This window comes from Streptomyces netropsis, from assembly GCF_014203545.1.
GTDB lineage: Bacteria > Actinomycetota > Actinomycetes > Streptomycetales > Streptomycetaceae > Streptomyces > Streptomyces netropsis.
This window is the reverse complement of sequence record NZ_JACHJG010000001.1, coordinates 661,334-684,707: the sequence shown is the minus strand read 5'-3', so window position 1 is coordinate 684,707 and position 23,374 is coordinate 661,334. Positions and strand designations below refer to the sequence as shown.

The following is a 23,374-nucleotide window of genomic DNA, read 5'->3' as shown; positions in this document are numbered from 1 at the left end:
CTACGCACCGTTCCCCGCACAGCTCTTACGCATCGTCACGCATCGCCTTACGCATCGCAGCCCCGTTGGTTGGGCCCACCCGATAGGGAAGTACATGACCCAGGACCTCGCGCCCTCCGTCCGCGACGCCGCCGCCCCCGCCGCCCGCCGGCCGGAGGGGTGGTGGCGCAGCGCCGTCATCTACCAGGTGTACGTGCGCTCGTTCGCCGACAGTGACGGCGACGGCATCGGTGATCTGCGCGGGATCCGCGAGCGCCTGCCGCACCTGGCCTCGCTGGGCGTGGACGCCGTGTGGCTGACGCCGTTCTACGCCTCGCCGCAGGCGGACGGCGGCTACGACGTCGCGGACTACCGTGCCGTGGACCCGCTGTTCGGGGATCTTTCGGACGCCGACGACCTGGTCCGCGAGGCCCACCGGCTGGGGCTGCGCGTCATCGTGGACATCGTTCCCAACCACACCTCCGACCGGCACGTGTGGTTCCAGGCGGCGCTCGCGGACCGGGCCGGGGGGACGGCCCGCGAGCGCTATCACTTCCGGCCGGGCAAGGGCGCGGCCGGCGAGCTGCCGCCCAACGACTGGGAGTCGGTCTTCGGCGGTCCGGCGTGGACGCGGACGGTGGGTCCCGACGGCACCCCGGGCGAGTGGTACCTGCATCTCTTCGCGCCCGAGCAGCCGGACCTGAACTGGGACAATCCGGAGGTCCGCGAGGAGTTCGACTCGGTCCTGCGGTTCTGGCTGGACCTGGGCGTGGACGGATTCCGGATCGATGTGGCGCACGGCATGGTCAAGGCGCCGGGGCTGCCGGACATCGGCCGCAAGGAGCAGGCGAAGCTGATCGGCGCGCAGGTGCTGCCGTTCTTCGACCAGGACGGGGTGCACGAGATCCACCGCTCCTGGCGGCGGCTGCTGGACTCCTACGAGGGCGAGCGGATCGGGGTGGCCGAGGCCTGGGCGCCGACCTCGGAGCGGCTCGCGCTGTACGTACGCCCGGACGAACTGCACCAGGCGTTCAACTTCCAGTTCCTGACCTGCGCGTGGGGCGCCGGGGCGATGCGGACCGTCATCGACGAGTCGCTGGCCGCCACCTGCTCCGTCGGGGCGCCCACGACCTGGGTGCTGTCCAACCACGACGTGGTGCGGCACACCACCCGCTACGGCGGTGGCGAGCGGGGCCTCAATCGGGCCCGGGCCGCGGCGCTGCTGATGCTGGCGCTGCCCGGCTCCGCCTATGTCTACCAGGGCGAGGAGCTGGGGCTGCCGGAGGTCGTGGAACTGCCGGACGAGGTGCGCCAGGACCCGGCCTTCTTCCGCGGGGACGGCCAGGACGGCACCCGCGACGGCTGCCGGGTGCCGCTCCCGTGGTCGGGCGAGGAGGCGCCGTACGGCTTCGGGCCGGGCGGCAGCTGGCTGCCGCAGCCCGCCGAGTGGCGGGGGCTGTCGGCCGAGGCGCAGTCGGGCGACCCGCGCTCGACGCTGGAGCTCTACCGCTCGGCGCTGGCGCTCCGCCATGAGCTGCCGGGGCTCGGGGACGGGGAGATGACCTGGCTGGAGGCGCCCGAGGGGGTGCTGGCGTTCTCCCGCCCGGGTTTCGTGTGCACGCTCAACACGGGCGAGGCCGAGGCCGAACTGCCCGTACCGGGCCGCCCGGTGCTCGCCACCGCCGCCCTCGAGTTCACCGGGGGCACGGTGCGGGTCCCCGCCGACTCATGCGTCTGGTGGGCAGTCTGAGATGCGACGGGTAAGGTCCAGTCCTGTGACCGCCCGGCTAGCCGATATCGCGACCCAGGCGGGTGTCAGCGAAGCAACCGTCAGCCGCGTCCTCAATGGAAAGCCTGGGGTCGCCGCTTCCACCCGCCAGTCCGTGCTGGCCGCGCTCGACGTGCTGGGCTACGAGCGGCCCGTGCGGCTGCGGCAGCGCAGCGAGGGGCTGGTCGGTCTGATCACCCCCGAGCTGGACAACCCGATATTCCCGGCTTTCGCGCAGGTCATCGGGCAGGCCCTGACCCGCCAGGGGTACACCCCCGTGCTGGCGACGCAGACCCCGGGCGGCTCGACGGAGGACGAGCTGACGGAGATGCTCGTCGACCGGGGGGTGGCGGGCATCATCTTCGTCTCCGGGCTGCACGCCGACACCTCCGCCGACATGCAGCGCTACGAGCGGCTGCGCGGCCAGGGCGTGCCGTTCGTGCTGATCAACGGCTTCTCCTCGAAGGTGCGGGCGCCGTTCGTCTCCCCCGACGACCGCGCGGCCGTCAAGCTCGCCGTCACCCATTTGGCCGCACTGGGCCACCGGCGCATCGGTCTCGCGCTGGGGCCCAAGCGCTACGTGCCGGTACAGCGGAAGATCGAGGGGTTCCTGCTGAGCATGCGCGAGCAGCTCGGGGTGGCGGAGGCCGAGGCCGAGCAGCTGGTGGAGCACTCGCTGTTCTCCCTGGAGGGCGGCCAGGCGGCCGCCGCGGCCCTCATCGACCGCGGCTGCACGGCCGTGGTGTGCGCGAGCGACATGATGGCGCTGGGCGTGGTGCGGGCGGCCCGGCAGCACGGGCTGGAGGTGCCGCGCGACGTCTCGGTGGTGGGTTTCGACGATTCGCCGCTCATCGCCTTCACGGACCCGCCGCTGACCACGATCCGGCAGCCGGTCCAGTCGATGGGCCAGGCGGCCGTGCGGGCGCTGCTGGAGGAGATCGGCGGCACCCCGGCCCCGCACAGCGAGTTCGTCTTCCTTCCCGAACTGGTGGTTCGGGGTTCAACGGCTTCTGTGCCAGGGCCTCGTCGGACTGCCACCACCACGACGTCCTGAATCGTACGCAAAGCCGCGAAGACGAGACTTGGGGATGATCTGCCCTCGACGGCTTTCTGGCAGACTGTTTCCCTATGGGTGAAGCGACAGTAAGGACCGCGGAAGGCCGGACGGCCCCCCTGCCACCCACCGAGGAGAGCGTGGAGCGGCCGTCCCGGGACCGACGCGTCCTGGCGGGTCTGCGCTCACCGCGACGGCCACGGCTCTGGTTCGAGGTCCTGCTGATCGCGGTGAGCTACTGGACGTACTCCCTTGTCCGCAACGCGGTACCGGAGCAGCGGGCCGCCGCCCTGCGCAACGCCGACTGGATCTGGCAGGCCGAGCGGTCCCTGCACATCGCGGTCGAGCAGACCGTCAACCACGCCGTGAATTCGGTGACGTGGCTGATCGTGGGCATGAACTACTACTACGCCACGCTGCACTTCGTCCTGACGATCGGCGTGCTGGTGTGGCTGTACCGCTGGCATCCCGGGCGGTACGCGGCCGCGCGTCTGATTCTGTTCGCCACCACCGGTGTGGCCCTGCTCGGTTACTACCTGTACCCGCTCGCTCCGCCACGGCTGATGAGCGGCGGCGACTTCATCGACACGGTCGTGGTGCACCACACCTGGGGCTCGATGGCCTCGGGCAATCTGGCCGACATGTCCAACCAGTACGCGGCGATGCCGTCGATGCACATCGGCTGGTCCACGTGGTGCGGCATCACCATCGCCCTGCTGGCGCGGGTGGTCTGGGTGCGGGTGCTGGGCCTGCTGTACCCGGTCGCGACGCTGGTCGTCATCGTGTCGACCGCCAACCACTTCTGGCTGGACGCGGTGGGCGGTCTGCTCTGCCTCGCCTTCGGCTTCGGCCTGTCCTACGCTTGGTACCGGGCGTTCCCGCACCGGCTGGCCCGTCATGTGGCGGCGTCTACGCGGCGCTAGGGGTCGTCCGACGGATCTTCGGCTGCGGGCCGTCGTTGCCGCCTGCGGCGGCGAGCGCCCTGCGGGCGCGTCCTCAAGCGCCGGACAGGCTGGTTTCGGCTGGGCTCAGCCAATGCAGCCCGTCCGGCGTTCGAGGACACCGCCGCGCAGCGGTGGTGCGCACGCCACGGCACGCAGAGGCCGACGCCTGCCCGCCAAGACCGGCCGGCCAGGCCCTACGCCCCGTAGAACAGCTCCTCGACCACGGCCCTGGCCCGTCGCGTCGTGCGGCGGTAGTCGTCCAGCATCTCCCCCACGTGCCCCGGCTCGTAGCCGAGGTAGCGGCCCACGGCGCCCAGCTCGCGGGGGTCGCCGGGGAAGGTGTCGCCGGGCCGGCCCCGGACCAGCATGACGGCGTTGCGGACGCTGGTCGCCAGCACCCACGCCTCGTCCAGGATGCGGGCGTCCTCCGTGGCCAGCAGCTCCGCCGCGCAGGCCGCCGCGAGTGCCTCGCGGGTGCGCGTCGTGCGCAGCCCCGGCTCCGCCCAGCCGTGCTGCATCTGCAGCAACTGCACCGTCCACTCCACGTCCGACAGCCCGCCCCGGCCCAGCTTCGCGTGCGTGGTCGGGTCCGCGCCGCGCGGCAGCCGCTCGGTCTCCATACGGGCCTTGAGCCGGCGGATCTCGCGCACCGCGTCCTCGCCCAGCCCCTCGGCGGGGTAGCGCAGCGGGGCGATCAGATCGACGAACCGCGCCCCCAGTTCCACGTCGCCCGCCACCGGCTCGGCGCGCAGCAGCGCCTGGCTCTCCCACACCCGCGACCAGCGGCGGTAGTAGGCGGCGTACGAGGCGAGGCTGCGCACCATGGGACCGGCCTTGCCCTCGGGCCGCAGATCGGCGTCGACGAGGAGCGGCGGGTCGGCGGTCGGCAGTTGCAGCAGGCGCCGCATCTCGGTGGCGACGGCGTGGGCGGCCTTGGCGGCCTCCTCGTCGCTGACGCCGTCCCGTGGCTCGTGCACGAACAGCACGTCGGCGTCCGAGCCGTAGCCCTGTTCGCGCCCGCCGAAGCGGCCCATGCCGATGACGGCGAAGCGGGTGGGGAGGGTGTCCCCCCACTCGGCGCGGACGGCGGCGCGCAGCGCGCCGGCGATGGTGGCGGCGTTGAGGTCGGAGACGGCCTTGCCGACGGTGTCGACGGCCGCGCGCGGACCGGCGCCCACCGCCTCGCCCGCCCGGTACGCCCGGAAGCCGTGCTCCTCGGCGGCGTGTGCCCCGGAGTCGGGGCCGGCGCCGCCGTACGCGCCGATGATGTCGGCGGCGGCGGTGCGGAACAGCTCGCGGCGCCGGACACCGCGCACCGCGACGATCGCCGCCTCCGCGTCCTCGGCACGGCCCACGGCGGCCAGCACCTCCTGCTCCAGCGGCTCCCGGCCGCGCGGGCGCAGCCCCTCGGGGTCGCCGAGCAGGGCGACCGCCTCGGGGGCGCGCAGCAGCAGGTCGGGGGCGAGCCGCCCGGCGGACAGCACCCGGGCGAGGTTCTCCGCGGCCGCGCCCTCGTCGCGCAGCAGCCGCAGGTACCAGGGGGTCTTGCCGAGCGCGTCGGAGACCTTGTGGAAGTTGAGCAGTCCGGCGTCGGGGTCGGCGGAGTCCGCGAACCAGCCGAGGAGCACGGGCAGCAGATGGCGCTGGATGGCGGCCTTGCGGGTGACGCCGGAGGCCAGGGCCTCCAGGTGGCGCAGCGCGGCGGCCGGGTCGGCGTAGCCGAGGGCCTCCAGGCGGTGGCCGGCCTCCTTGGGGCTGAGCCGGATCTCGCCGGGCTCCAGTTGGGCGACGGCGTCCAGCAGGGGCCGGTAGAAGAGCTTCTCGTGCAGCCGCCGCACCTCGCGGGCGTGCCGCTTCCACTCCTTGCCCAGTTCGTCGACGGGCTCCTTGCCGCTCGCCCACCGGAACGTGCGGGCCAGGGAGCGGCCGAGCCGGCGCAGATCGGGCTCCTCCTCGGGGACGAGGTGGGTGCGGCGCAGCCGGTAGAGCTGGATGCGGTGTTCCATGGTGCGCAGGAAGCGGTACGCGGCGTCGAGCGAGGCGGCGTCCGCCCGGCCCACGTAGCCGCCGGCGGCGAGCGCGGCCAGCGCGCCGAGGGTGCTGCCGCCGCGCAGGGTCGCGTCACTGCGGCCGTGCACCAACTGCAGGAGCTGGACGGCGAATTCGACGTCGCGCAGCCCGCCGGGGCCGAGCTTCAGCTCACGGTCGACCTGGGTGGCGGGAATGCTCGCGACGACGCGGCGGCGCATCTGCTGCACGTCGGCGACGAAGTTCTCCCGCTCGGCGGCCTGCCACACCAGGGGCGCGACGGCGTCCACGTACTCCTGGCCCAGCTGGAGGTCGCCGGCCACCGGGCGGGCCTTGAGCAGGGCCTGGAACTCCCAGGTCTTGGCCCAGCGTTGGTAGTAGGCGAGGTGGCTGGAGAGGGTCCGCACGAGGGGGCCGTTGCGCCCCTCGGGGCGGAGGTTGGCGTCGACGGGCCAGATGGTGCCCTCGGGGGTGACGTCGGAGCAGACCCGCATCATCCGGGAGGCGAGCCGGGTCGCGGCCTGCACCGCCGCGCCCTCTGCGGTGCCGCTCCTGGCCTCGGCCACGAAGATGACGTCCACGTCGGAGACGTAGTTCAGCTCCTGGCCGCCGCACTTGCCCATGCCGATGACGGCGAGCCGGCAGGCCGCGGCGTCGGCCGGCTGCTCCCGCGCGGCGATGTCGAGGGCGGCGCGCAGCGTGGCGGTGGCCAGGTCGGCGAGTTCGGCGGCGGTCTGGGCGACGTCGATGGTGCCGCAGACGTCCCGGGCGGCGATGGCCAGCAGGGCGCGGCGGTAGGCGGCGCGCAGCGCGTCGGCGGGCGCGAGCCCGGCGCCGCGCTCGCCGCGCACCCCTTCGGCGAGGGCCTTCTCGAACTCCGGTGTCGTGGGGTGCAGGTCGGCCGCCTCGTAGGTGACGAGCGCGTGCCAGTCGTCGGGGTGCCGCACGAGGTGGTCGCCGAGCGCCTCGGACGCCCCGAGCACGCCCAGCAGCCGGTCGCGCAGCGGTTTGGCGGAGACGAGGGTGTCCAGGAACGCCTGCCGCCGGCCGGGGTCCCGCGCCTGGAGCGCCTCCACGAGCCGGACCAGCCCGTGCAGCGCGAGATCGGGGTCGGCGGTGGCCCCGAGCGCGTCGAGGAGAGCAGTGTCGTCCCGGACGGCGGCCAGCTCGGGGGCGTCGAGCAATCGCTCGGCGGCGGACGCGTCGGTGAAGCCGTACTTCAGCAGCCGGGTGTACGCGCTGCTGCGACGCCCTTGCGGCACCGTCATCGACAACCCTCTCGTCCGCTCGCCCCGCCGAACCCCGAACCGGTGCCTACAGCACCGGCAGCATCTTCCGCAGCTCGAAGGCGGTGACCTCGGAGCGGTACTCCTCCCACTCCTGCTTCTTGTTGCGCAGGAAGAAGTCGAAGACGTGCTCGCCGAGGGTCTCGGCCACCAGCTCGCTGCGCTCCATGAGCTCGATGGCCTCGCCGAGGTTCTGCGGCAGCGGCTCGATGCCCATGGCGCGGCGCTCGGCGTCGGACAGCGCCCAGACGTCGTCGTCGGCACCGGCGGGGAGTTCGTACCCCTCCTCGACGCCCTTGAGACCGGCGGCCAGCAGCACGGCGTAGGTCAGGTACGGGTTGGCGCCGGAGTCGATGGAGCGGACCTCGACGCGGGCCGATCCGGTCTTGCCCGGCTTGTACATCGGGACGCGGATCAGCGCCGAGCGGTTGTTGTGGCCCCAGCAGATGTACGAGGGGGCCTCGCCGCCGGAGCCCGCGGTGCGGCTGGAGCCGCCCCAGATGCGCTTGTAGGAGTTCACCCACTGGTTGGTGACGGCGGAGATCTCGGCGGCGTGCCGCAGCAGTCCGGCGATGAAGGACCGGCCGACCTTGGAGAGCTGGTACTCCGAGCCGGACTCGTAGAACGCGTTCCGGTCGCCCTCGAAGAGGGAGAGGTGGGTGTGCATGCCGGAGCCGGGGTACTCGGAGAACGGCTTGGGCATGAACGTGGCCTGCACGCCCTGCTCCAGCGCGACCTGCTTCATGACGAGGCGGAACGTCATGATGTTGTCGGCGGTGGAGAGCGCGTCGGCGTAGCGCAGGTCGATCTCCTGCTGGCCGGGGGCGCCCTCGTGGTGGCTGAACTCGACCGAGATGCCCATCGATTCGAGCATGGTGATGGCCTGGCGGCGGAAGTCCATGCCCACGTTCTGCGGGGTGTGGTCGAAGTAGCCGGAGGAGTCGGCGGGCACCGGGCGGGTGCCGTCGACCGGCTTGTCCTTGAGCAGGAAGAACTCGATCTCGGGGTGGGTGTAGAAGGTGAAGCCGAGGTCGGAGGTCTTGGCGAGGATGCGCTTGAGGACGTAGCGCGGGTCGGCGTAGGAGGGCGAGCCGTCCGGCATGAGGATGTCGCAGAACATCCGGGCGGTGCCCGGGGCCTCGGCGCGCCAGGGCAGGATCTGGAAGGTGCCCGGATCCGGCTTGGCGATCATGTCTGATTCGTACACCCGGGCGAAGCCCTCGATGGCCGATCCGTCGAAGCCGATGCCCTCGTCGAAGGCCTGCTCCAGCTCGGCGGGTGCCACGGCCACCGACTTCAGATAGCCGAGCACATCGGTGAACCACAGCCGCACGAAGCGGATGTCGCGCTCTTCGAGGGTGCGGAGCACGAACTCCTGCTGCTTATCCATTTCCACCAATCCTCGCCGGTTCGGCCCCCTGCTCCCAGGCCGCGGAGCGCGGGGGCACATGAGCATCCCACCACACGGTTTCGACTGCGTTGCGTACAAGCGTCTGAACGTCCCGCATCACGTGGGTGTACCGCTCCCTCCCCATACTGCCCGCCAGCCCGCGCCCCGGGTACTCGTGGAGCACCCCGGAGCACGTGCGACTTGTCTCCATTGTGGGACACGCCCTGATCTTGGTCGACCCACACTTCCGAGCCCTACGTTCCGTGATCGCCGGTGACGTACGGCGACCGCCGCCCGGGCGGGGCCGCGACCCTATAGAACCGGGCGGGGAAACGCGACACGAGCGCCACGGGCGGGTGAAACGGCCCGCCGGGCAGGCTGCGGCCGGCCGGGTCGGGGCAGGCTGCCGGTGCGGATCCTCCAGGTCCCATGCGGCGTGGGCGCACGGACTCGGGCCCGGGGGAACTCGCCGGGATCCACGACGCGTTGCGTGCCGCCGGCCCGGCAGCCGGGGCCGGACACGACCGGCGCCGGCCAGCCGCCCTCACCCCGCCCATCAGCCGACGGAGGCCGAAGGCCGACATGCCAGACATCAACGACACACCGCGGCAGGCGGGCGCCACCAGGGCGCCCGGCGGGCGGGGTGAGGAGCGGTGAGGTACCTGATCACCGGGGCCACCGGCTTCATCGGCAGGCATCTGGCCCGGCACCTCGTCGAGCGCGGCCACCACGTCACCGCCCTCGTCCGTCGCGACGGACGCGTCTTCGGGTCCCTGACCGTGCGCGGGGACCTCGTCACCGGTGAGGGACTGGCGGCGGCCGTGCGGGGCGTCGACCGCGTCATCCATCTCGCCGGGGTCACCAAGGCCGCCGACCCGCGCCTCTACGCCCTGGTCAACACCGTCGGCACCGAGCGGCTGCTCGCCGCCGTCGCCGCCCGGCCGGAGCCGCCGCGGCTCGTCTACTGCTCGTCGCTGGCCGCCGCCGGCCCCGGGCGGCGGCGCCACGAGGACGATCCACCCGCCCCGGTCTCCGCCTACGGCCGCAGCAAGCTCGGCGGTGAACTCGCCCTGCGCGAGGGCGCCGACCGGGCACCCGCCGTCGTCGTCCGCCCGCCGATCGTCTACGGGCCGGGCGACCGCGAGTTCCTGCCGCGCCTGGCCACCGCCGTACGTGCCGGGCTGCTCCCGGCCGTCGGCCGGCCGGGCCCGCGCCACTACTCCCTCCTCCACGTCGATGACCTGTGCCGCGCGCTGCTCACGGCCGCCGACTCCGGTGCGCCCGGCGCGACTTACCACGTCAGCGACGGCGTCGAACACCTCTGGGACGACATCGGGGCCACCGCCGCCGAGGTGCTCGGCAGACGCCCGCCGCGGGTCGTCCACATCCCCCTGAGGCTGGCGCTGACGGTGGCCCGCACCCTCGGCGGCGCGTCCGCGCTCAACCCCGGAAAGGTCGCCGAGGCCGCGCACCCCGCGTGGACGAGCGCCGTCGGCCGTCTGCCGTTCGGCCCGTGCGTACCCCTGGCCGAGGGGCTGCGGACGGCGCTCGCCCCGTAGCGGCCCCTCAGGCCCGTACGGGCGGCATCGCGAGGACGGCGGCCGCGATGGACTGGGGCCGGTCGAACATCACCAGGTGGCCGGCCGGGGCGACCGCCTCGAAGCGGGCGTCGAGGCGGTCCGCGAGGGCCCGCTGGCGCTCCAGCCAGCGGCGCTCCAGCCAGGAGCCGGTGCCCGGGGAGGCCGCGAGGACGGTCACCGGGACGGGCGGCAGCGGATGCAGGGCCCGCAGTTCGTCCAGCTCGGCGGCCACGTCGTAGTACCGGGCGTTCTCCATCAGCAGGGCACGCGCCACCCGGCCGGTGCCGTAGGTGCGGCGCACCAGTTCCGACGGGGTGGGGTCGTGGCGCTTGACGGAGGAGACACGGACGGCGAGGCGGCGCAGGGCGGGGCCCAGGGCGCGGGGCAGTCCGGTGGCGGCGACGGCGAGGCCGCGCGCGTGGGCGGCGGCGGTGCGCAGGTCACGGGCCGGAATGGGCCGGACGTCCTCCTCCACGCTGCCGTCGACCAGGACGACCCCGGCCGTGCGCTCCGGGTACAGCCGGGCGAAGGCCTCGGCGTGAAACCCGGCGAGGGAGTGGCCGACGACCGTCGCCGGGCCGGGCAGCTCCAGCGCGTCCAGGACACCCGCTATCCGGGCGGCCTCGCCCACCGCGGTGGGCGGCTCGACGGCCGGTGCGCTGAACCCCAGCCCGGGCCGGTCGAAACGGACGACCGTGCGGTGCTCGGTGAGCAGCGGCACGACGGGCTCCCAGTCGAACCAGCCCATGCCGAGCCCGGCGCTGAGCACGCACACCGGACCGGAGCCCTCGCGCAGTACGTGCAGCGGCACCCCGTCGACCCGCAGCATGCGCCCTGGTGGCCGCTTCATCCCGTCGCCCCCTGAAGGTTCGTCGTACACGCCGCCGCACGTGCGCGGCGCCGGCCGCGGAGCGGATCCCCGACCTGGGATGACCGTACCTGGGCCTGACCGGCGGTTCCTCGGCTACGGGCCGTCTGTGCCGCCTGCGGCGGCGAGCGCCCTGCGCGGAGGTGCGCACGCCACGGCCCGCAGCCGAGGAACCGCCGGACAGGCCTACGCGCGGTGCTCGGGGTCCACCCAGTGGGGCTTGCGGAACTTCAGGAACGCCAGGGGCGCCAGGAAGCCGAGGACCAGCAGCCCGCCGCCGACGGTGAGCAGATAGCGCCACAGCGGGCCGCCGCCGAACTGCTCCGGCGGTACGAAGCCGATGCACATGGCCGCGACGGATGCCACGAAACCGGCACCGGCGACGAGCCGCACGGCCGGCACCCGGAAGCCGCGCGGCCGGTCGGGCTGGGTGCGCCGCAGCCGGACGACGGCGGCGAACATCAGCAGATAGACGACGAGGTAGATCTGCGTGGTGATGACCGAGAAGATCCAGTAGGCGCTGGAGACATCGGGGATGAACGCGTAGAGCAGGGCGATCAGGGTGGTGAGCACGCCCTGGGCCACCATGATGTTCCGCGGCACGCCGCGCTGGTTGAGCTTCTGCAGGACGGGCGGCAGATAGCCCTCCTGGCGGGAGACCATCAGCAGCCCCTTGGCCGGTCCCGCCAGCCAGGTGAGCATGCCGCCGAGCGCGGCGGCGACCAGCAGCACACCGACGACCTTGGTGAGCCAGCCCACGCCGAAGTGGTCGAAGAAGCCCTGGAACGCCTGCATCACACCGGCCGTCAGGCTGAGGTCCTCACCCGGCATGACCCAGCTGATGGCCAGCGCCGGGAGGATGAAGATCAGCAGGACGAGACCGGTGGCGGCGAAGACCGAGCGCGGGAACTGCTTGCCGGGCTCGCGCAGCGAGGCGACGTGCACGCCGTTCATCTCCATGCCCGCGTAGGACAGGAAGTTGTTGACGATCAGGACGAGGCTGGCCAGCCCGGTCCACGGCGGGAGGAAGTGGCCGGAGTCCATGGGGGCGGCCGACGGGTTGCCCTGGGCGAGGAAGACCAGACCGAGGACGACGAGGACGACGCCGGGGATCAGGGTGCCGATCACCAGCCCCATGCCGGCGAGTCCCGCCACCGCCTTGGTGCCGCGCGAGGAGATGAACACGCCCGCCCAGTAGACGACGACGATGACGACGGCGATGTAGAGGCCGTTGTCGGCGAGCCTCGGGTCGATGACGTACGCGAACGTGCTCGCCACATAGGCGAGCAGGCTCGGGTAGTAGGCGATCGTCATCGCGAACTGGCACCAGACGGCCAGGAAGCCGAGCGGCTTGGACAGCCCCTCGCTCACCCAGCGGTAGACCCCGCCGGTCCAGCCGGAGGCCAGTTCGGCCGAGACCAGGGCGGTGGGCAGCAGGAAGACCACGGCGGGGACGAGGTAGAGGAAGACGGCGGCCAGCCCGTACAGCGCCATGGACGGGGAGGGCCGCAGGTTCGCCACCGAGGCCGTGGTCATCATCGCGAGGGTCACCCATGAGATGAACTGCTGCGCCTGCGGGGCGGACGGGGTCGGGTGGGTCCCGGCGGCGGGGGTCTCCCGGGCCGGTTCCGTGAGGGTCATGGGGTGGAGCGTCCTTCGGGCGGTGCGGCGATATGAGACGGGGAATCGAATCGCCCCATAATCGGCCCTTGGACCCCCTCCACGCACATCCGTCACCCTCGCCCTCGGACGCCGATACCCCGAGGGGGTAGGGTGCGGGCGAGGATTCCCGGGGCTGTGGAGGCTCGTGATGGACGAACGGCGGAAGGCCACCGCCTGGTGCGGCCGGCTGCTGCTGTTCGCGGCGCTCCTCCTGGGCATCGTCACGATGCACACCCTCGGCCACCCGAGCGAGCACGGCTCGGGGCCGCCCGGGCCGACGGCGGCACAGCCCGCCGCGCACGCGATGCCGGCCCACGCCGCGCACGCCCGGGCCGATGACGGTACGACGGCCACGGCGACCGGCCCGGCGGCCGGCACCCCCCGCACCGATCCCCCGCCGCACAGCGGCATGGACCCCATGGCGGTCTGCCTCGCCGTGCTCGCCGCGGGCTGGGCCGTCGCCCTCCTCCTCGGCCTGGCCGCCCTCCGCCGCCGGTCCGGCACGCTCACTCCCGCGGCCCGCGCCCGCCTCCTGCGCACCCTGTGGCCCATACCGCCACCACGTCACAAAGCCCTCGCCCGGTTGTCGGTACTGCGCGTGTAGAGCCGCGTCCCGCCGCTGCTCCCTGCACGCGGCGGACGCGCTCCGACCCGTACCCGATCGACACCGCACGAGGTGCACTCCCATGCGTAACCCCACCCGCCGCGCCGTACTCGGCGCGGGAATCGCCGCTGCCGGCGGCAGCCTGCTCGCCGCCTGCTCGAAGGGCTCGGACAGCGGCCCCTCCGCCGCACCGGCCCCCACCGACCTGGTCTCCCCGGACGGGAAGGAGGTCGCCGCCGCCGAGGGGAAACGCGGCGGCGGCCCCGTACGGAAGGTCGCCCTGACGGCCACGCCGACCCGGCTCGACCTGGGCGGCCGTACCGTCACGACCTGGGCGTACGGCGACCGGCTGCCCGGCAAGGAGATCCGGGTCACCGCGGGCGACACGCTCGCCGTGACCCTCGCCAACCACCTGCCCGAACCCACCTCCCTGCACTGGCACGGACTCGCGCTGCGCAACGACATGGACGGCGTGCCGGGCATCACCCAGCGGCCCGTCAAGGCGGGGGCGTCCTTCGACTACCGCTTCGCGGTAGCCCACCCGGGCACGTACTGGTTCCACCCGCACTCGGGCACCCAGCAGGACCGGGGGCTGTACGCGCCGCTGATCGTCGAGGACCCGAAGGAGCCGCTGGCGTACGACAAGGAATGGGTGGTCGTCCTGGACGACTGGGTCGACGGGGTGGACGGCAGCACTCCGGACGCGGTCCTCGCGGAGCTGAGCCGGGGCATGGGCGGCATGGACCACGGCGGGGGCACCGGCGGCATGGACCACGGCGGGCACGACATGTCGCACATGTCGATGACGTCGAGGACGCCGGCATCCGCCGGGCCGTCGCCCACCGGCCCGTCCCGGATGATGATGGGCGCGACCAGCCCGCTCCTCGGCGGCGACGCGGGCGACGTGGCCTACCCGCACTACCTCGTCAACGGCCGCACGCCCGAGGACCCGGAGACCTTCACGGCGAACCCCGGCGACCGGGTGCGGATCCGGTTCGTCAACGCCGGTGGCGACACGGCCTTCCGGGTCGCCCTCGGCGGCCACCGCATGACGGTCACGCACACCGACGGCTTCCCCGTCGAGCACACACAGACCGACGCGCTGCTGCTGGGCATGGGCGAGCGGTACGACGTGCTGGTCGAGGTGAAGGACGGCGTCTTCCCGCTGACCGCGCTGGCCGAGGGCAAGAAGCGGTCCGCCCTCGCGCTCCTGCGCACCGGCGGGGGCGCGGCGCCCGACGCCGACGTGCGCCCCAGGGAGCTGGCGGCCGCGCCGCTCACCGCCGACCGGCTGCGGGCCGACCGTTCCGTCGCGCTCGGGGAGCGCCGCCCCGACCGTACGATCACCCTCCGGCTGACGGGCTCGATGGCGAAGTACGACTGGGCGATCAACGGCCGGAAGTACACGCCGGAGCCCCGTCACCTCGTGGGAGGGGGCGAGCGGGTCCGGCTGGTCTTCGTCAACGACACGGAGATGTGGCACCCCATGCACCTGCACGGACACACCTTCGCCCTGCCCGGGCGGGGGCCGCGCAAGGACACCGCGATCGTCCTGCCGGGGCGGCGGCTGGCGGTCGACTTCGACGCCGACAACCCGGGCCGGTGGATGGTCCACTGCCACAACGTCTACCACGCGGAGTCCGGGATGATGACGGTCCTCGGCTACCGGAAGTAGCGGCGGCAGCGCCCGTCCGCGCCGACGCCGACACCGTCGGCGCGGACGGGGCCCGCGTACGTAAGGCCGGCCCCGGCTCCGGGGAGCGATCAGAGCGGCCGCGAGGGCCCTGTCGTCCCCCTGTCGGCCGTCGGCCACGTGGCCGCGCCCACCCCCATTGCGTCAGACAGACGATTACACTGAACGGCGTGCCTCAACTTCGTCTCGCCCTGAACCAGATCGATTCCCGCGTCGGCGATCTCGCCGGGAACGCCGACACGATCGTGCACTGGACCCGGCACTCCGCCGAGCAGGGCGCCCATCTCGTGGCGTTCCCCGAGATGGCGCTGACCGGCTACCCCGTCGAGGACCTGGCGCTGCGGTCCTCCTTCGTCGAGGCCAGCCGGGCCGCACTGCGCGCGCTCGCCGCCCGCCTCGCCGCCGAGGGCCTCGGGGAACTGCCCGTCGTCGTCGGCTATCTCGACCGCAGCGAGCAGGGCAGTGCCCGCTTCGGCCAGCCCGCCGGCGCCCCGCGCAACGCCGCCGCCGTGCTGCACCGCGGCAGGGTCGCGCTGACCTTCGCCAAGCACCACCTTCCCAACTACGGCGTCTTCGACGAGTTCCGCTACTTCGTGCCCGGTGAGACGCTGCCCGTGGTGCGGGTGCACGGCGTCGACGTCGCGCTCGCGATCTGTGAGGACCTGTGGCAGGACGGCGGCCGGGTGCCCGCGACGCGGTCCGCCGGGGCCGGGCTGCTGCTGTCGATCAACGCCTCCCCGTACGAGCGCGAGAAGGACGACACCCGTCTGGAGCTGGTACGCAAGCGCGCCCGGGAGGCCGGCTGCACGACCGCCTACCTCGCGATGACCGGCGGCCAGGACGAGCTGGTCTTCGACGGCGACACGATCGTCGTGGACCGCGACGGCGAGGTCGTCGCGCGCGCCCCGCAGTTCGAGCAGGGCTGTGTGCTGATCGACCTCGAGCTGCCGGCCGCCGCGCCCGAGGCCCCCTCCGGGGTCGTGGACGACGGTCTGCGCATCGACCACGTGACCCTCTCCGCCGAGCCGCTCCCGGCGTACGAGCCGGAGACGCCGGGCGGTCTCGCACCCCGGCTGGACGACGTGGAGGAGGTGTACAAGGCGCTGGTGGAGGGCCTGCGCGCGTACGTCGTGAAGAACGGCTTCCGCAGCGTCGTCATCGGCCTGTCCGGCGGCATCGACTCGGCGCTCGTCGCCGCCCTCGCCTGTGACGCCATCAGCGCGGAGAACGTCCACGGCGTGGCGATGCCGTCGCGCTACTCCTCCGACCACTCCCTCGGCGACGCCGAGGAGCTCGCCCGGCGCACCGGCCTGAACTTCCGCACGGTGCCGATCGGCCCGATGTTCGACGCGTACATGGGCGCGCTGGGCCTGACCGGCCTGGCCGAGGAGAACCTCCAGTCGCGGCTGCGCGGCACGATGCTGATGGCCCTCTCCAACCAGGAGGGCCACATCGTGCTCGCGCCGGGCAACAAGTCCGAGCTGGCCTGCGGGTACTCCACCCTCTACGGCGACTCGGTCGGCGCGTACGGCCCGATCAAGGACGTCTACAAGACCCTGGTCTTCCGCCTCGCCCGGTGGCGCAACCAGGCGGCGGCCGAGCGCGGCGAGACCCCGCCGATCCCGGAGAACTCCCTCACCAAGCCGCCGAGCGCCGAGCTGCGCCCCGGCCAGGTCGACACGGACTCGCTCCCGGACTACGACGTGCTCGACCGGATCCTCGAGCTGTACGTCGACCGCGACCAGGGCCGTGACGCGATCGTCGCGGCGGGCTTCGACGCGGAGCTGGTCACGCGGATCCTGCGGCTGGTGGACACGGCGGAGTACAAGCGCCGGCAGTACCCGCCGGGCACGAAGATCTCCGCGAAGGGCTTCGGCAAGGACCGCCGGCTGCCGATCACGAACGCCTGGCGGGAGAGCGTCTGACCGGGGCGGGGGGGGCGCGGGACGGGCACGACGCCGCCCCGTCCGGCTTGAGGACGGGAAACGATGAAGGGGCGGGAGGGGGCGGCTTCACTTCCCTCCGCGCACGACCAGCCCGTCCAGCAGTCGCGCCGTGGCCTCGGCCACCGCGTCCACGGCCTCGTCGAAGACCGCCTGGTTGTGCGCGGCCGGCGCGTGGAAGCCCGACACCTTGCGCACGTACTGCAGGGCGGCCGCCCTGATGTCGTCCTCGCCCGCTTCGGGCGTCATGGGCGGCCTGAGCGTCTTGATGCTGCGGCACATACCCCCAGTGTGCCGCGCCCGGCGCGGGAGGCCCTAGGTGTGTTGTCCCGGGACGGACCGGGTCAGGACCCCGCACAGCACGTCGAGGGCCTGCGGGTAGGCGCGGTCGGACGGGGCGGCGAAGCCGATCAGCAGGCCCTGCGGGCGGCCCTCGGGGTCGTGGTGGAGTTCGGAGAGTCCGCGCAGGGCGAGGCCGTGGCGGGCGCAGTCGGTCAGGAGCCGGTGCTCGGCGGGCCCGTCCGGCGGGAGGGTGACCAGGGCGTGCAGCCCGGCCGGGACCCCGTGGGCGGTGAGGCCGCCGATGGCGGCGACCCGGTCGAGGAGGAGTTCGCGGCGCCCGCGGTACCGCAGACGGGCGGCGCGGATGTGACGGTCGTAGGCGTGCGTGGCGATCAGGTCGGCGAGGACGAGCTGGCCCAGGGTCTCGGTGTACAGATCGGCTTCCCGCTTGGCCCGCACGACGGGTCCCACCAGGTGGGGCGGCAGGGCCATCCAGGCCAGCCGGAGGGCGGGACCCAGCGTCTTGGACGCGGTGCCGCAGTAGACGACGTGGTCGGGGGCGACGCCCTGCACGGCGCCCACGGGTTGTCTGTCGTAGCGGAACTCGCCGTCGTAGTCGTCCTCCACGATCAGACCGCCCGTGGCGCGCGCCCACGCGCACACGGCCTGCCGGCGGACCGGGTGCAGCGGCACACCGGTCGGGTAGTGGTGCGAGGGGGTCAGGAACACCGCTCCCGCGTCCCGGGGCAGGGCGTCGACGCGGGCCCCGCGGCCGTCGACCGGCAGGGGGAGCGCGGTGAGCCCCGCGCGACGGACGGCCTCGCGGTAGAGGTGGTGGCCGGGGTCCTCCACGGCCGCGACGCCCGTGCCGTTCGCGGCCAGCACACCGCCGAGCAGGCCCACGGACTGGTAGTGGCCGGAGGTGATCACGACCCGGTCCGGGGTGGTGACCACGCCGCGGGTGCGGCCCAGGTGGTCGGCGAGCGCGGTGCGCAGCTCGATCCGGCCCTGCGGGTCCCCGGCTCCGAAGACCTCGGGGCGGGCCCGGGTGAGCACCCGGCGGGTGGCGGCGAGCCAGGCCCGGGTGGGGAAGGCGCTGATGTCGGGGAGCCCGGCGCGCAGGTCGTGGCGGGGGGCCGTGGGGGCAGGCTCTCGGGGGCGGACGGGGTGCGCGGCGCGGGGCGGCACGTCGGCCACGGTGGTGCCCGACCCCGGGCGCGTGGACAGGTAGCCCTCCTCGGCCAGTTGGCCGAAGGCGGCGCTGACCGTGCCCCTCGACAGCCCGAGCTCGCGGGCCAGCCCGCGGGTGGAGGGCAGCCGTGTCCCGGCGGTCAGACGGCCCTCCCGGACCGCGGCGCGAAGGGCCGCCTCCAGGCCGGACCGCCGCCCGCCCGTGGCGTCGATGTCGAGGTGGAGGTCGAGGCGGGAACCGGACCAGTCTTTCGGCATGAAAGTGGATCTTAACCATGGTCCGGTCGGCCTCTAGGTTCGTGACGAGCGCCCGGGCGAAGGGAGTTCGAGCACGGCACCCGACGGGGAAATGCTCCACCGTCGCCGTCCCCTCCCGGCCGCCCGCCCCCATCCCCCGGCATGCGAAGAAGGGACCACAGCGATGATCGTCATCGCCCACCTCAGCGACCCCCACATCGACGGAGGGCGGCGGAGCGCCGAGCGCACCCGGGCCGTCATGGACTACCTCGGGCAACTCCCCTACGACCTGGACGCCGTCCTCGTCACCGGGGACATCGCCGACCACGCGCGGGCGGCCGAGTACGAACAGGCCCGTCAACTGCTGGAATCCCGGCACCCGGTGCTGGTCTGCCCCGGCAACCACGACGAACGCAGCGCGTTCCGGCAGTTCCTGCTGGGGCAGCCGGGGTCGGGGGCGCCGGTCAACCAAGTGCTGCGCACCGCGGGCTGCGTCATCGCGCTGTGCGACTCCTCGGTGCCGGGCAAGGACGAGGGCTTCCTCGAGGACGAGACGCTCCGGTGGCTGGACGGCGTCCTGGACCGGGCCCCGGCGGGCATGCCCGTACTGGTCGGCTTCCACCACCCGCCGGTGCCGCTGCACACGCCCTTCGTGGACGGCATCCGCCAGTTCGGGGAGGAGCGGCTCGCCGCCCTCGTGGAACGCCGGCCGCAGATCGCCGGCTTCGTGTGCGGGCACGCCCACACCCCGGCGGCGACCACCTTCGCGGGGCGGCCGCTGCTGGTGGCCCCCGGGGTCGTCTCCACGCTCCGGCTCCCCTGGGAGCGGCCCGCCCACCCGGAGGAGCACATCCACCTCGACCAGCCGCCCGCGTTGGCCTTCCACATCCTGGCGGACAACGGGCGGCTGACCACCCATTACCGGTCCGTCGTCGACTGATCGGGCGACGGGCGTCCGGCTACGCCTCGAAGTCGTACTCGAGGACGTACGCGTTCGCGTCCATGACCATCTCGTTGACCTCGACCGCGTCGCCCCGCGCGGTGAACGCGGTACGGCAGACGAGCATGACGGGCGTGCCGCCCGGCAGGGCGAGACGGGCGACCTCCTCGGCGGTGGGCATCCGGGAGCGGATCTCCTCGCGGAAGCGGACGGGCTCGTACCCCAGGTCCTTGAGGCGGGCGTACGTGCCGCCCGGCCCGGTGTCGGGGCGGGTGATGGGCGAGCCCGCGACCAGCGCGGTGGGCAGGTACGAGGTCGAGATCATGACGGGCTCGCCGTCCAGGACGTAGCGGCGCCGGCGGACGCACACCGGGGCGGCGGGCGCGACCTCGAGCACGGCGGCGATGCGCTGGTGGGCGGGCTGCTCGTCGACGGCGACCTGGTCGACGACCAGGTCCCGGTCCGCCGTGTCCGCGGCCCAGACGGAGTTCCCCGAGCCCCACTGCCGCCGGGCGAGCCGCTGGATGCTCAGCCTGCGCAGCGGGGAGGCCGTCCGCACGAACACCCCGGCGCCCTTGCGGGCCTCGGCGAGGCCCTCGCTCTGGAGGACGCCGAGGGCCTGCCGGGCGGTCATGCGCGCCACGCCGTGGGCGGCCATCAGGTCGTTCTCGCCGGGCAGCCGGTCGCCGGGGCCGTACTCGCCCGCGGCGATGGCGTCCTTGAGCGCGGCGGCGATCCGCCGGTACTTCGGCTCGGTCACTGCGCGCCTCCTCGTCATCTCTAGAGACCACCCTAAGCGGCGTGCGGCGGGGAGGTGAGGCCCAGGGTCGCCATTGACATCTCTAGAGACGTCGGGTTCACTGGAGTTGTCTAGAGACGTTCCCGTGGGTGCACCGCACCGATCAGGGGAGGGCGGCATGGCGCGCGTGGCCAGCATCGTCGGCACCGGGGTGAGACCGGAGCCGCTCGGCTGCATGACGGTGGAGGCGGTGCCGGAGTCGGTCGCCCTGGCCCGGCGGTTGTTCCGCGAGCTCACGGGCGCCCACGAGCTGGGCTTCCCGGTGGACGACTGCGTCCTGCTGGTCTCCGAGCTGGTCACGAACGCCGTCGACCACGCCGACGGGGACGGCACCCGGCAGATCCGTGTCGACTGGTGGCGGGTGCGGGACGGGCTGCGCGTCGACGTCCACAGCGCGGGGCCGCCGGAGCGGGTCCGGCTACGGCGCCCGCAGGACGACGACCCGCGCGGGCGGGGGCTGCTGCTCGTCGATCTGCTCACCGACGCATGGGCCGTGGAGCCGAGTCACCACGGCGGCACGATGGTCTCGTTCGTCATCGAAGGCGTCTGGCGGACGGCGCGGCCCGCACAGCCGGCCTGAGCGATGAGCCGGGTGGGCCGGCCCGGCCCACCCCCTGGGCCGACGCCGTCCTCCCGGCAGCCCCGCACGGGGGCCGGCCGCGTCAGCCGACGCGCTCCGCCTCCCGCATCCGCTCACTGCCCGCGGCGACCAGTCGGGACGCGCCCGGGCCGCCCCGGTCGAGCAACCCCGCCGTCACCGCGATGGCCAGGCCGATCACCGCGAGGACCGCGCCCACCAGGGTCGGGGAGGTCCAGCCCCAGCCCGCGGCGATGGCCACGCCGCCGAGCCAGGCCCCGCCGGCGTTGGCCAGGTTGAAGGCGGAGTGGTTGGAGGCGGAGGCCAGGGTCGGGGCGTGCTGGGCCTTGTTCATGACGAGCATCTGGAGCGGGGTCGTGGTCATGAAGCCGACCGCCCCGAGGACGACGACCGTCGCGAGGGCCGCCCACTTCACGTGCACGGTGAAGTCGAAGAGGACCAGCACGGCCGCCAGCGCGGCCAGCGACCCGTAGAGCGTGGGCCGCAGCGCCCGGTCGGTGAGCGGGCCGGCGACGAGGGCGCCGAGGGTCATACCGATGCCGAAGAGGGCGAGCACGAGCGTGACGGAGGTCTCGGAGAAGCCCGTGACCTCGGTCATCATCGACGCGAGGTAGCTGTAGACCGCGAAGACCCCGGCGAAGCCGAAGACCGCGGTGAGCAGACCGAGCAGCACCTGCCGGTCGCGGAGGGCACGCAGTTCCTGGCCGAGACCCTCGTGCCGTTCGCGCGGGAGCTGCGGGATGAGCAGGGTGAGCGCGGCCATCGCCACCAGCCCGATGCCGGCGACCACCAGGAACGTGGCGCGCCAGCCGAGGTGCTGGCCGAGCAGGGTGGCGGTGGGGACGCCGACGATGTTGGCGACCGTCAGGCCGAGGAACATCGTCGCGACCGCCCGTGCCTGCCGCCCCTGGGTCACCAGCCGGGCGGCGACCACCGCGCCGACGCCGAAGAACGCGCCGTGCGGCAGCCCCGCCAGCACCCGCCCCGCGACCAGCAGCCCGAAGGTGGGGGCCAGCGCGGAGGCGAGGTTCCCGATGGTGAAGAGGCCCATGAGCAGGACGAGCATCCGCTTGCGCGGGATGCGCGAGCCCAGTGCCGTGAGCAGCGGGGCGCCGATGACGACACCGAGGGCATAGGCGGAGACCAGGTATCCGGCGGTGGGCACCGAGGTGCCCAGATCGCCGGCGACATTGGGCAGCAGGCCCATCATCACGAACTCGGTGGTGCCGATACCGAACGCGGAGATCGCCAGGGCGAGCAGCGCCAGAGGCATGTAAGACCTTTCAGAGGATGTTCCTTTCCGGAACAAAGTCTCTCAGGCCAAATGTTCCCGCCCGCGAACGGAGAAGTGAACAGCTGGTCAGATCTTTACCCGGGCGGCCACCGGCAGGTGGTCGCTGTCGGTCTCGGGGAGGGTCCAGGCCGAGACCGGGTCCATGCCGCGCACCATGATCTGGTCGATGCGGGCCATGGGGAAGCTCGCGGGCCAGCTGAAACCGAAGCCGTCACCGGCCGCGCCCTGCGCCGAGCGCAGCTGCGAGGTGATGGGTGCGAGCGAGCGGTCGTTCATCGTGCCGTTGAGGTCGCCGAGCAGGACGACCTTCCGCACCGGCTCCCGCGCGATGGCCTGGCCGAGTGCCTCGGCGCTGTTGTCGCGCTGGCCCGCGGTGAAGCCCGCGTTGAACTTGACCCGCACGGAAGGCAGGTGGGCGACGTAGACGGCCACGGGGCCCTGGGGGGTGCTGACCGTGGCCCGCAGGGCGCGCGTCCAGCCCATCTGGATGTCGACCGGACGGGCGTCGGCGAGCGGGTACTTGCTCCACACCCCGACGGTGCCCTGCACGGAGTGGTACTTGTACGTGCTCGCCAGAGCCCGCTCGTACCGTGAGGCGTCGCTGAGCTCCTCCAGCGCGATGATGTCGGCGCCCGAGGCGGCGACGGCGCGGGCGGTGCCGGCCGGGTCGAGGTTCTCGGCGTTGACGTTGTGGGTGACGACCGTGAGGTTGCCACCCTTGCCCGACTTGTCGCTGAGCAGCCCGCCGAAGAGGTTCGTCCAGACGACGATGGGCAGCAGCAGCGTGACCAGGGCGGTGGCCGACCGGCGCAGCACGGCGAGGACGAGCAGCACCGGGATGCCGAGGCCCAGCCAGGGAAGGAACGTCTCGGTGAGGCTGCCGAGGTTGCCGACGCGGTTGGGGAGCCCGGAGTGGAACAGCATCAGCAGTCCGAGCAGCGCGGCGAAGGCGGCGACGACGAGTCCGCGCCGCCAGACGCCCCGGTCCCGCCACTCGCTCACGAAGCGCTCGAACCTGGATCCGGTCCGCTCCGGGGCCGGCCCGCCCGGGCCCGTCTCCTCCATGTACGCCTGCGACATCCGTCGTCCTTAACTCTTCAGCTGCTGCGTCCCCGCCACCTGACGATAAGTGATCACCGTTGGCCGGGTTTCTCCGCGGCGCCCCTGGCAGGGGCGTCGGTCTGGAGGACGAGGGCACGGCCCGCCCGGGTTCCTGTCGAGCGGCTGTGCGGGC

18 protein-coding genes are annotated in these 23,374 nt (G+C 73.3%); 9 read left to right on the top strand and 9 right to left on the bottom strand.

The annotated features are described in order from the left end of the window. Positions 1–94: 94 nt before the first annotated feature. The 3 genes from FHS38_RS03100 (at position 95) to FHS38_RS03090 (ending at position 3,724) form a co-directional block, all read left to right on the top strand. Positions 95–1,729, top strand: coding sequence for a glycoside hydrolase family 13 protein (locus FHS38_RS03100; RefSeq protein WP_184730349.1), 1,635 nt, complete (start codon positions 95–97; stop codon positions 1,727–1,729). 25 nt (positions 1,730–1,754) lie between these two features. Beyond that, positions 1,755–2,801, top strand: coding sequence for a LacI family DNA-binding transcriptional regulator (locus FHS38_RS03095; RefSeq protein WP_184730347.1), 1,047 nt, complete (start codon positions 1,755–1,757; stop codon positions 2,799–2,801). A gap of 74 nt (positions 2,802–2,875) precedes the next feature. Then, a complete protein-coding gene (locus FHS38_RS03090) occupies positions 2,876–3,724 on the top strand; it encodes a phosphatase PAP2 family protein (protein ID WP_184730345.1) in 849 nt (282 codons plus the stop codon). A gap of 215 nt (positions 3,725–3,939) precedes the next feature. Here the strand turns inward: FHS38_RS03090 and FHS38_RS03085 are convergent, their stop codons facing one another. Beyond that, positions 3,940–7,041, bottom strand: a complete 3,102-nt coding sequence (locus FHS38_RS03085) for a bifunctional [glutamine synthetase] adenylyltransferase/[glutamine synthetase]-adenylyl-L-tyrosine phosphorylase (protein WP_184730343.1) — start codon at positions 7,039–7,041, stop codon at positions 3,940–3,942. A gap of 46 nt (positions 7,042–7,087) precedes the next feature. After that, on the bottom strand, positions 7,088–8,449 hold the full coding sequence (glnA2, locus tag FHS38_RS03080) for a gamma-glutamylpolyamine synthetase GlnA2 (RefSeq protein ID WP_130877445.1): 1,362 nt from the start codon (positions 8,447–8,449) through the stop codon (positions 7,088–7,090). Positions 8,450–9,102: 653 nt separating this feature from the next. Between glnA2 and FHS38_RS03075 the strand changes: the two genes are divergently transcribed. Beyond that, a complete protein-coding gene (locus FHS38_RS03075; protein ID WP_184730341.1) occupies positions 9,103–10,008 on the top strand; it encodes an NAD-dependent epimerase/dehydratase family protein in 906 nt (301 codons plus the stop codon). Between the two features lie 7 nt (positions 10,009–10,015). On the opposite strand, the gene FHS38_RS03070 is transcribed toward FHS38_RS03075, so the two are convergent. Together FHS38_RS03070 and gadC are read right to left on the bottom strand one after the other, a co-directional pair. Then, positions 10,016–10,879, bottom strand: a complete 864-nt coding sequence (locus tag FHS38_RS03070) for an alpha/beta fold hydrolase (protein WP_184730340.1) — start codon at positions 10,877–10,879, stop codon at positions 10,016–10,018. Positions 10,880–11,083: 204 nt separating this feature from the next. Beyond that, on the bottom strand, positions 11,084–12,538 hold the full coding sequence (gene gadC / locus FHS38_RS03065) for a glutamate/gamma-aminobutyrate antiporter GadC (protein ID WP_184730338.1): 1,455 nt from the start codon (positions 12,536–12,538) through the stop codon (positions 11,084–11,086). Between the two features lie 169 nt (positions 12,539–12,707). Between gadC and FHS38_RS03060 the strand changes: the two genes are divergently transcribed. The 3 genes from FHS38_RS03060 (at position 12,708) to FHS38_RS03050 (ending at position 16,781) form a co-directional block, all read left to right on the top strand. Further along, positions 12,708–13,163 carry a hypothetical protein gene (locus FHS38_RS03060; protein ID WP_184730337.1) on the top strand — a complete coding sequence of 152 codons (456 nt, stop codon included), beginning with the start codon at positions 12,708–12,710 and terminating at the stop codon, positions 13,161–13,163. 82 nt (positions 13,164–13,245) lie between these two features. Continuing rightward, complete coding sequence (locus FHS38_RS03055; protein WP_184730335.1) at positions 13,246–14,838, top strand: multicopper oxidase family protein; 1,593 nt, start codon at positions 13,246–13,248, stop codon at positions 14,836–14,838. A gap of 188 nt (positions 14,839–15,026) precedes the next feature. After that, positions 15,027–16,781, top strand: coding sequence for an NAD+ synthase (locus tag FHS38_RS03050; protein WP_184730333.1), 1,755 nt, complete (start codon positions 15,027–15,029; stop codon positions 16,779–16,781). 87 nt (positions 16,782–16,868) lie between these two features. Here FHS38_RS03050 and FHS38_RS03045 read toward each other — a convergent pair whose 3' ends face one another. Together FHS38_RS03045 and pdxR are read right to left on the bottom strand one after the other, a co-directional pair. After that, positions 16,869–17,081 carry a DUF2277 domain-containing protein gene (locus FHS38_RS03045; RefSeq protein WP_184730331.1) on the bottom strand — a complete coding sequence of 71 codons (213 nt, stop codon included), beginning with the start codon at positions 17,079–17,081 and terminating at the stop codon, positions 16,869–16,871. A 33-nt stretch (positions 17,082–17,114) separates the two neighbouring features. Next, positions 17,115–18,530, bottom strand: coding sequence for a MocR-like pyridoxine biosynthesis transcription factor PdxR (gene pdxR / locus FHS38_RS03040; RefSeq protein ID WP_184730329.1), 1,416 nt, complete (start codon positions 18,528–18,530; stop codon positions 17,115–17,117). Positions 18,531–18,693: 163 nt separating this feature from the next. On the opposite strand from pdxR, the gene FHS38_RS03035 reads away from it, so the two are divergent. Then, positions 18,694–19,449, top strand: a complete 756-nt coding sequence (locus tag FHS38_RS03035; protein WP_184730328.1) for a metallophosphoesterase — start codon at positions 18,694–18,696, stop codon at positions 19,447–19,449. A gap of 19 nt (positions 19,450–19,468) precedes the next feature. Here the strand turns inward: FHS38_RS03035 and FHS38_RS03030 are convergent, their stop codons facing one another. Continuing rightward, positions 19,469–20,227, bottom strand: coding sequence for a GntR family transcriptional regulator (locus tag FHS38_RS03030; protein ID WP_184730326.1), 759 nt, complete (start codon positions 20,225–20,227; stop codon positions 19,469–19,471). 139 nt (positions 20,228–20,366) lie between these two features. On the opposite strand from FHS38_RS03030, the gene FHS38_RS03025 reads away from it, so the two are divergent. Continuing rightward, the gene (locus tag FHS38_RS03025; RefSeq protein WP_229821867.1) at positions 20,367–20,828 is read left to right on the top strand and encodes an ATP-binding protein; all 462 of its coding nucleotides are present in this window, start codon (positions 20,367–20,369) and stop codon (positions 20,826–20,828) included. An 82-nt stretch (positions 20,829–20,910) separates the two neighbouring features. On the opposite strand, the gene FHS38_RS03020 is transcribed toward FHS38_RS03025, so the two are convergent. Beyond that, positions 20,911–22,119, bottom strand: a complete 1,209-nt coding sequence (locus FHS38_RS03020; protein ID WP_184730324.1) for an MFS transporter — start codon at positions 22,117–22,119, stop codon at positions 20,911–20,913. A gap of 87 nt (positions 22,120–22,206) precedes the next feature. Beyond that, entirely contained in the window at positions 22,207–23,220 is a 1,014-nt protein-coding gene (locus FHS38_RS03015) for an endonuclease/exonuclease/phosphatase family protein (protein ID WP_184730322.1), read from the bottom strand. Positions 23,221–23,374 lie beyond the last annotated feature (154 nt).

Coding starts and splice junctions, on each gene's coding strand:
- FHS38_RS03100 (WP_184730349.1), top strand. CDS start 95: ATGACCCAGGACCTCGCGCCCTCCGTCCGCGACGCCGCCGCCCCCGCC.
- FHS38_RS03090 (WP_184730345.1), top strand. CDS start 2,876: ATGGGTGAAGCGACAGTAAGGACCGCGGAAGGCCGGACGGCCCCCCTG.
- FHS38_RS03085 (WP_184730343.1), bottom strand. CDS start 7,041: ATGACGGTGCCGCAAGGGCGTCGCAGCAGCGCGTACACCCGGCTGCTG.
- glnA2 (WP_130877445.1), bottom strand. CDS start 8,449: ATGGATAAGCAGCAGGAGTTCGTGCTCCGCACCCTCGAAGAGCGCGAC.
- FHS38_RS03070 (WP_184730340.1), bottom strand. CDS start 10,879: ATGAAGCGGCCACCAGGGCGCATGCTGCGGGTCGACGGGGTGCCGCTG.
- gadC (WP_184730338.1), bottom strand. CDS start 12,538: ATGACCCTCACGGAACCGGCCCGGGAGACCCCCGCCGCCGGGACCCAC.
- FHS38_RS03060 (WP_184730337.1), top strand. CDS start 12,708: ATGGACGAACGGCGGAAGGCCACCGCCTGGTGCGGCCGGCTGCTGCTG.
- FHS38_RS03055 (WP_184730335.1), top strand. CDS start 13,246: ATGCGTAACCCCACCCGCCGCGCCGTACTCGGCGCGGGAATCGCCGCT.
- FHS38_RS03045 (WP_184730331.1), bottom strand. CDS start 17,081: ATGTGCCGCAGCATCAAGACGCTCAGGCCGCCCATGACGCCCGAAGCG.
- pdxR (WP_184730329.1), bottom strand. CDS start 18,530: ATGCCGAAAGACTGGTCCGGTTCCCGCCTCGACCTCCACCTCGACATC.
- FHS38_RS03035 (WP_184730328.1), top strand. CDS start 18,694: ATGATCGTCATCGCCCACCTCAGCGACCCCCACATCGACGGAGGGCGG.
- FHS38_RS03030 (WP_184730326.1), bottom strand. CDS start 20,227: ATGACGAGGAGGCGCGCAGTGACCGAGCCGAAGTACCGGCGGATCGCC.
- FHS38_RS03025 (WP_229821867.1), top strand. CDS start 20,367: ATGGCGCGCGTGGCCAGCATCGTCGGCACCGGGGTGAGACCGGAGCCG.
- FHS38_RS03020 (WP_184730324.1), bottom strand. CDS start 22,119: ATGCCTCTGGCGCTGCTCGCCCTGGCGATCTCCGCGTTCGGTATCGGC.
- FHS38_RS03015 (WP_184730322.1), bottom strand. CDS start 23,220: ATGTCGCAGGCGTACATGGAGGAGACGGGCCCGGGCGGGCCGGCCCCG.